Annotated in this window: 1 protein-coding gene; it reads left to right on the forward strand. The window is 58.0% G+C overall.

Annotated features, from left to right (window positions below):
* Positions 1–679: 679 nt before the first annotated feature.
* A partial coding sequence (locus tag ACFOYU_RS15365; RefSeq protein ID WP_377034263.1) for a HAMP domain-containing protein occupies positions 680–1736 on the forward strand: 1057 nt, incomplete at its 3' end.

Raw genomic sequence — 1736 nt, forward strand, 5'->3', positions numbered from 1 at the left:
AGTCCTGGAACTCACCGGAGAACACTCCGATGGATGAGATGCCTTCGCGGTCGAAACTGGCGACGTACCCAGCCGTCACCATCTGCCGTTCATCGACGACGATGTACATGATGAAGCCCCCCGGCCCTATGAAGTGGTATTCAGAACGCAAATACGCGCGATACAAACGCCCGTTGTCGGATTGTTGATGATCGGACAACTATTTTTTACTTTTACTTTTTTACTTTGATTGTGAGCGAGTGTGCTTTAGTGAACCGCGCATCCCTCTCCGAATCAGTAGGTATTGTTCATAAATGCCGGGTAGGCGCTGTTGCGTCAACGGCAAACGAGTCCGTCCGGACTCTACCCTCTCGCTTGTGCTCGAGTGTTGCACGCGCGCAATACACCCACGCGCGGGCGCGTGCGTCCTGACTGGATGAGCTTGCCTGTGCCTGTCCGGTACTCCTGCAGGACAGGTTTTAATATGGACGAATACAGGCTGCCTTCTGGGCCTTCGGGAGAGAAGCGCATGGTTCTGTGCTCTTTCGACACTCTCAAGTAGTGAGTAGTCCGAACCCGAAACTCAGTTTCATGATTTTGCATTTATTCTGCTGCCCTTTCGGCAGCTTAACTTTTTATACAGTCTCGCCACGCTAATTACTTGCCCTGAAAATGCCTTTTTTGCTCTTCGGAGAGTCAGATGCGTCTTCTCAACAACCTGCGGCTTGTAACGAAGCTGGCAATCCCAGTGGCGATCTTTGTCGCAATCGCCGTCGGCCTGATCGCGCTGGCCCGCGGCGGTTTGGAAAGCCTGGCAAACGGGACGCAGGAAATCGTCCAAGTCGACGCCACGCGCTTGAAGTTGATCCTCCAGTTGAATGCCGACGTGAACCAGGCGACGATCCAGGAGAAGAACATCCTCGTCGATAAAGATCTCGAAGCGCGTGCGACCTACGCGAAGCGGTACGAGGAGGACAAGCAGGCTGCCGTCAAGGACCTGGAGAACCTCCTCGCGTCTGCGACTACCCCTGAGACGCAGGCTGCGTTCGAGGGTCTCAAGGCGACCGTCATGAACTATTTCACTCTGACGGATCAGAGCGTTGCCCATGGCCTCAAAGGTTACATGGACGACGCGGCCATGACGATTTCAAACGGCGAGGGCCGTGATGCGAGGATCAAGGTAAGGAGCATTCTCGCCGAGCAGGCCGACATCAGCGCGAATGCGCTGGAGCGGTCGCGGCAGCAGGCGAACGAGTATGCGTCCAGGACGTCCTGGACCCTGATCGTGTCCGCAGCCGTGGGCTTGTCGGTGGCCGTGTCCTTGATTGCTGCCATCGCGATCTATGGAATTGTGCGCCCCCTCTCTGCCATTACAGGAGCCATGTCGCACTTGGCGGAAGGTGATCTCAACGTATCGGTCAGCGGTGCCGAGCGCGGCGACGAGGTCGGACAGCTGGCGCGGGCGTTGCAGGTCTTCAAGGATAACGCAATCGAAGCGAAGCGCCTCGCGGCAGAGCAGGAGGCCGAGAACGACGCAAAGATGCGCCGCGCTCAGGTTCTCGATCAGCTCACGAAACAATTCGATGCGAATGTCTCGGCTCTGACCCAGGGCTTGGCGTCTGCCGCGACGGAGATGGAGGTCACGGCACGATCGATGCGTGACGTTGCGGACCAGGCGACGGGGCGCTCGGTGAGCGTGGCCTCGGCGGCCGAGCAGACCTCGTCCAACGTGCAGACGGTGGCGGCCGCCACCGAGG

It is taken from the genome of Microvirga sp. GCM10011540 (assembly GCF_042650665.1).
Lineage (GTDB): Bacteria > Pseudomonadota > Alphaproteobacteria > Rhizobiales > Beijerinckiaceae > Microvirga > Microvirga lenta.